The sequence below is a fragment of the Frankia sp. CcWB2 genome, from assembly GCF_977927585.1.
The window spans coordinates 10,023-16,197 of sequence record NZ_CDWRCM010000100.1 but is presented as its reverse complement, the minus strand read 5'-3'; the positions used below and the strand labels follow the sequence as shown (position 1 = coordinate 16,197).

Genomic DNA, 6,175 nt, shown 5'->3' with positions numbered 1-6,175 from the left:
CGGAAGACAGATCTAGAGCCGGCCGAGGGATTTCAGGGTGAGGTAGGTGTCGGTGACGGCCGCCGCGTAGCCGCTCGGCGGTGCGTCCACCACCTCGGCCCCGCGGCGGCGCAGCGTCTCGGTGAGCTCCCGTCGCCGCAGCAGAGTCTGTTCGGCCGCCGCGGCCGCGTACACCTCACGGACGTCACCGCGGCCGGTCGTCATCTCGTCCACGCGCGGGTCGCGCAGCGCCGCGACCACGACAGTATGCCGCGCGGCCAGCGTTGGCAGGGCCGGGAGCAGCCCTTCCTCGATCACCGCCGGCACCAGGTCGGTGAACAGGACGACCAGGGACCGCCGCGAAGTCCCGCGCAGTACCGTCGACACGATTCCGCCATGATCGGCCTCGACCAGGGCCGGTTCCAGGGTGGCCATCGCGTCGCTCATCCGGGCGAGCAGCCCATGATCGTGCCTGCCTGGCAGGGTGATCCGGGGAACGCTGTCGTGCGCCACGAGACCCACCCGGTCACCCGCGCGCAGCGCCACCGCGGTGAGTAGCAGCGCGGCGTCGAGCGCATGGTCCAGCCGGGGAGTATCGCCGATCCGCCCGGCCGAGGTCCGACCCGTGTCGAGTACGCAGACGACCCTGCGGTCGCGCTCCGGTCGGAACGTGCGGACGACGACGGTCCCGCGCCGGGCGGTACCCCGCCAGTCGATCAGCCGGACGTCGTCGCCGATCACATAGTCCCGCAGGCTGTCGAACTCGGAGCCGGCGCCCGCGCCGCGGATGGCGACTTCGCCCTCGACCTCCCGCAGCCGCGCGAGAGCGGCCGGCAGATGGCGGCGTGACGTGAACGGCGGCAGCACCCGGACCCGCCATGCGCAGTGATGCCGTCCCTGCCGGCCGGCGAGGCCGAGTGGCCCCAGCGAACGGACCGTGATGCGGAACGGCTCCCGGTCGCCGCGCCGGGCCGGATGCAGCGTCGTCTCCAGGAAGCGCCGCTCCCCGGCCGGAACGGTGACCCGGTGCTCCCGTGGCCGGGACCCCGAGGACGGCGGCCAGGCGTCGCGGATGTGGGCACGCACCGTGCGGGTGCCGCCGTTCGTGACGCCGAGCACCAGCGGAACGGGCTGACCCAGCCGCCCGGCGGTCGGTCCGGACCGGCTGAACTCCAGCGTGCGGACCCCACCCGCCAGGGCGAGGTCGAGGGCGACCAAGCCCACCACCACCAGATCGACCAGCACGAGGGTCAGGCCCGGGGCGGGGGACAGGACGACGGCCAGCGCCCCGAACAGGGCCAGCGCGACGGTACGGCCGGTGATCGCCACCGTTTCCGCCTACCGGGGCACCGGAACGGTGGCGAGTACCTGTTCGAGCACGACGTCGGCCGTCACGCCGTCCAGTTCGGCCTCCGGGCGGAGGCTGATCCGGTGCCGCAGGGTCGCCCGGGCCAGCGCCTTGACATCGTCGGGGGTCGCATAGCCGCGTCCCGACAGCCATGCCCAGGCCCGGGTCGTCGCCAGCAGCGCGGTGGCGCCGCGGGGGGACACCCCGAGCTGTACCGATGGTGCCGCGCGGGTCGCCCGGGCCAGGTCGACGATGTAGGCTAGCACCTCCGGGTGGACTCCGACGGTGAGCACCGCGGCGCGGGCGGCCGCGAGGTCCGCTGGTCCCGCGACCGGGCGGACCCCCGCGGCGGGCAGGTCGGAGGGGTCGAACCCGCCCGCATGGTGGGCGAGGACACGGACCTCGTCGTCGCGGGGTGGCAGTGGCAGCGTCACCTTCACCAGGAAGCGGTCGAGCTGCGCCTCGGGAAGCGGATAGGTGCCCTCGTGTTCGATCGGGTTCTGGGTGGCGAGGACGGCGAAGGGGGCCGGCAGTGGCCGCGGGACGCCCGCCACGCTGACCTGACGCTCCTCCATCACCTCCAGCAGAGCGGCCTGCGTCTTCGGTGGAGTCCGGTTGATCTCGTCGGCCAGCAGGAGGTTGGTGAAGACCGGGCCCTCCCGGAAGGTGAACTCGGAACTGCGGTTGTCGTACACCAGCGAGCCGGTGACGTCGCCGGGCATGAGGTCCGGGGTGAACTGCAGGCGCTTGGTGTCCAGTGCCAACGCGGTCGCGAGCGTGCGGACCAGCAGCGTCTTCGCGACGCCGGGCACCCCCTCGAGCAGCGCGTGTCCCCGGCACAGCAGGGCGATGACGAGCCCGCTGACCGCCGCGTCCTGACCAATCACCGCCTTGGCCACCTCACCGCGCAGCGCGATCAGGGCCCGGCGGGCCGTCTGCGCGTCCGGTGGTGCCGGCTGCTCTCCCGGGCCCGGCGCCGCGGCGGACGACGATGCGGTCGAGGGCGGGGGGGCTGCCGTCGGCGCGTCGATGCGTGGGGATGTCACCGTAGGCCTACCTGTCGATCGAGCTCGTCGAGCGCGTGGGCCAGCGCCAGCAGCGCCGCGTCCTGCGTATCGCGTCGAGGGGCGCCGAGGCCGGCCCGGGGAACGCCCGCTGCGGCGGTCCGCTCGGATCCGCCGTCGCGATACCGTCCGGACTCGCCGGATGCCGGCCGCTGTCCGTTCTCGGCCGGGTAGCGGCCTGACTGGTACCAGTCCCTGGCCCGCCCGAGGTGACCGGGCGGTCCGGCGGTCTGCGGCGGCATGCCCGAACCGTACAGGAGCGATCCGATCTCCGAGGGTGACCGTCCTGTCTGCTCGCTGGCAGCGGTCACCAGAGTGACGGGATCGGGGCTCAGGGAACCGGCGGGGGTCCAGGCCAGGGGCAGGCCCATCCGTTCGGCCAGCCGGACGCGGGTCCCGGCCCGCAGCGTGTTGGCGGTCCTGTCCCGGGCGTGTGCCGCCGCGTACAGTCGCCCGCGTCCCTCGACCGTCTCGGCCGCCCGGACGACCACCGGGAGGGGCTCCGGCACCGGCGGCCCGAGCCGCCGGCCACGCCACAGCGCCAGCAGCGCCAGGACGACGACGATGTGCAGAAAGGTCCACCAGAAGGCGGACGGCAGCAGATCCACCATGCTTTTCGTGCCGACCCCGCCGGCCCCGCCCCCGTCGGGTGTGATCCAGGACAGCACGGGTTGCCGGGCGAGCAGGCCGAGGGCCAGCGCCGCGTTCCCCGTGCGGTCGAGGTGCTCGTTGGTGAGGAACCCCGCCGAGCCGAGCAGCACCAGCCGCCCGCCACTGACGCGTGGTGAGCCCGATCGGGTGAGGGTCAGCACGGCGAGGCGCGCCTCGTCGGGCGGGTCGCCGTAGCACAACGAGATCGCCATATCGCCGAGACCGGCTCCGTCGCCCTGGCGGGTGAAGGTCTCGTCGGCGCCGATCGAGGTTGTTCCGGCCGTGGTCGCCTCGGGCAGGAGGCACCGCGGATCGCTCTGCTCGCCGCCGAGCCCGGCGCCGAGTTTGCCGCCGGGCTCGGAGTCTGCCGTGACCACCCCGACATCCAGGGCGCCGAGCACCGTGGCGCCCGGCGCCACGAGGACGACGTCGGCGCCCTGCCAGACCCGTCCGAGCAGGGCGATCAGCTCGTCATGGGTGAGCCGTCCCGGATGGACGACGACCAGCGTCGCTCTGTCACCCGCCCCGGCTGGACCGACCCCGCCGCCCGGACCACCGGGGTTCGGCCCCTGCTGCCGGCCGCCGGAAGGGTTGTCCGTGGCGGACACGATGATCCCGCGTGCCCGCAGGATCTCGGCCAGGGCCCGGGTTCCTCCGGGCTCGGCGGAGGCCACGTTCAGGTAGGCCGGGCCGCCGGGCCGCCCGGCCAGCGCCGAGACGACCACGTAACAGAGGACCAGGACGCCGAGGACGGCCACCACGAGGATCCCGCGGCGCACCGCCGGGGGCCTGGGGCCGCTGCGCAACGCGCTCGGCGACCCCCGCCCGGACCGGCCGCCGGCCGTCCCGCCGCCCGCCGTCCCGCCGCCACCGAGATGGTCGCCGGTGATCGCCGGGGCGCCGGGGATGGTCATGCCGGGACCGCGAGGGTGTCTGCGCTGCCGGTGCCGCCGGTGCCCCCGGTACCGCGACGCAGCTGGGCCAGGGCGCGGTCGGCCTCGACCAGGACCTGGTAGCCGGCCGCGGACGCCGGGCGCCCGCCGTACCAGATCTCGCTGAAGACCTCGACGGCCGCGGCGAGCGCCGCGGCCGGCTCGAGCGCCGTGCCGGGTCCATCGCCCGCCGCGCCCGCCGCCGCGCCCGGCCGGTCCGTTCCGCCCCGGGGATGCCCACCGTCGGGTCCGCCCCGGGGAGGCCCCCCATCGGGGGACGGCGCGATCCTCGCCACGTCCTCGACGAGTTCACCGGCCGTACGGCCGGGGCGCGGATCGAGCACGCCCTTCTCCTCCAGCATCCGCACGATGGCCCGTAGCCGGGACCGGACCGCCTCGGCGTAGGCTCCGCGGGTGGCGTGGCCGTCCGCCTCGGCGCGCAACTGCGCCGCGGTCGACGAACTGGACAGGTCGTCATCCTCCCGCCTGGTACGCGCGCTGCGGCGCACCGGGCCGAGCCACCACCGTAGCGCCACCGCCACGACGACCAGTACGAGGACGAGCGCGAGGACCCCGAGACCACCCGACCCTCCGCCGAGGCCGTCTCCGCCAGGGAGCAGCCAGTGGACCAGATCCCCGATCTTGTCGTCGATCCACCGGACCGCCCGGCTCCACCAGCTGGGTTCGGGACTCCTGTAGATGTGCTTGGAAAGTTCCCGCCGAGCCTCCTCCCGAGCTCCGTCCCGAGTGACGGGACCACCGAGCGTCATCCGGAGGGCCGCAGGCCGGCGGTGCGGGCGCGGGCCGCCTCGGCGAGGGTCACGTCCAGACCCTCGCGTCTGATCCTGAGGTCGACGTAGAGCAGGACGACGGCTCCGGAGACGATCGGTGTGGAGATCGTGGTAGCGAGCAGACTGCCGATCGCCTGGACGATGTAGCCGGTGACGGTGAGGTTACCCCTGATCGGGTCGCCGAACACCGACTCGGAGGAGGCCATCACGATGCTGGCGGCGATGGCGAAGATCGCACCGAGGAACCCCGCCACCAGCATGGCGAGCAGCAGGATACCGAACGTTCGCCACCATGATCCACGCACGATCGCGATTGACCGTCGCAGCGCGTCGCGCACGGTGCCGCCCTCGAGGACGTACGCGGGCGTGGCCAGCGCCAGGTAGACCCCGACGACGATCGCCCCGACCAGCAGCGCGATCAGCCCCAGCACCACCGACAGCGCCACGATGACCGTGAGGCCGAGCAGGCCGGGCAGCCGTGGCGCGACCCGTCGGACCGCGTCGATCGTGGTGATTCGGCTTCCCAGGGTCGCCTCGCTCACCACGACGCTGAGCACCCCGGAAAGGAAGAGCCCGAGGATGAGATCGAGACCGAGCATCGCGACGGTGATGGCGGCCCTGGCGCCCGGCGACGCGTCCTCGCCGCTGATCGCGACGGTGGTGGACACCGTCTCCACCACCGCCGCGGCCGCCACCGTCACCCCGACGGTCGCGCCGGGATTCGTGCGGATCGTGGCGAACGTGCCGTCCAGGATCTCGCCCAGAGCGAGGGGGCGCAGCGGGATGATGCCCGGTTTCGGGACGGCCGGGCCCCACCGCCACTGTCCCCACGGGCCCTGCGGGGCGCCGGGTGGCGGTGTGCCGGGCGAAGCCCAACCGGGTCCGTCGGCCATCGGTGTGTCTCCACTCGTCGCAGTCGGTGTCGAGGTTCGGTGTGTCGAGGTAAGGATGCCGTGCTTGTGGTGGGCATGCTGCGGCCACTATGAGGATTCTGTGCTCTCGGCCGGGATGGATGCTGGGGATGCCGGCGGAATTACGCGGTCTGGCCGGGATGTGCTGGCCAGGATGTGCCGGCTGGGCCGCACCACCTCGGCTGCGGGGCCGGTCGCCGACCGAGTCGCCCAGGGTTGTCCACAGCCGCTTCACGACTGCCGGGGGCGGTATCCACAGATCACCACTTGGGGCTGGTCGGCCCGCGGCCCGCGGCTGATCCTTCCTGTCATGCCTCGAGCCACGTTGTCCCTGCTCACCAGGAATCTCGCGATCCTCGCTGATCTGATCATGCCGCTTGCCTGCGCCGGATGCGGCGACTGGGGGGCATCGGCGTGCCCGGCGTGTGTCGCCGAGCTTCGTGGTCCCGTGTTCCTCGCCGCCGCGGGCTCCCTGGCCACCCCGTGGCGGCGAGGGCTG

General features: G+C 73.6%; 5 protein-coding genes and 1 pseudogene. 1 reads left to right on the top strand and 5 read right to left on the bottom strand.

Annotation, left to right across the window (positions count from 1 at the left end; genetic code table 11):
- Positions 1 to 12: 12 nt before the first annotated feature.
- The 5 genes from ACY45C_RS12225 to ACY45C_RS12205 are packed head-to-tail and all read right to left on the bottom strand — an operon-like array spanning position 13 to position 5,658.
- Positions 13 to 1,308: a DUF58 domain-containing protein gene (locus ACY45C_RS12225; RefSeq protein ID WP_462187739.1), complete on the bottom strand. Its 1,296-nt coding sequence runs from the start codon at positions 1,306 to 1,308 to the stop codon at positions 13 to 15.
- 9 nt (positions 1,309 to 1,317) lie between these two features.
- Positions 1,318 to 2,373, bottom strand: a complete 1,056-nt coding sequence (locus ACY45C_RS12220) for an AAA family ATPase (RefSeq protein ID WP_462187738.1) — start codon at positions 2,371 to 2,373, stop codon at positions 1,318 to 1,320.
- Positions 2,370 to 3,956 (bottom strand): DUF4350 domain-containing protein, encoded by a 1,587-nt coding sequence (locus ACY45C_RS12215; protein WP_462187737.1) that lies wholly within the window; start codon positions 3,954 to 3,956, stop codon positions 2,370 to 2,372. The genes ACY45C_RS12220 and ACY45C_RS12215 overlap by 4 nt, the downstream gene beginning before the upstream one ends.
- Positions 3,953 to 4,744 carry a DUF4129 domain-containing protein gene (locus ACY45C_RS12210; RefSeq protein WP_462187736.1) on the bottom strand — a complete coding sequence of 264 codons (792 nt, stop codon included), beginning with the start codon at positions 4,742 to 4,744 and terminating at the stop codon, positions 3,953 to 3,955. The genes ACY45C_RS12215 and ACY45C_RS12210 overlap by 4 nt, the downstream gene beginning before the upstream one ends.
- Positions 4,741 to 5,658 carry a hypothetical protein gene (locus tag ACY45C_RS12205; RefSeq protein WP_462187735.1) on the bottom strand — a complete coding sequence of 306 codons (918 nt, stop codon included), beginning with the start codon at positions 5,656 to 5,658 and terminating at the stop codon, positions 4,741 to 4,743. The genes ACY45C_RS12210 and ACY45C_RS12205 overlap by 4 nt, the downstream gene beginning before the upstream one ends.
- Before the next feature lie 328 nt (positions 5,659 to 5,986).
- On the opposite strand from ACY45C_RS12205, the pseudogene ACY45C_RS12200 reads away from it, so the two are divergent.
- Positions 5,987 to 6,175: pseudogene (locus tag ACY45C_RS12200) on the top strand (ComF family protein); the annotation flags it as partial.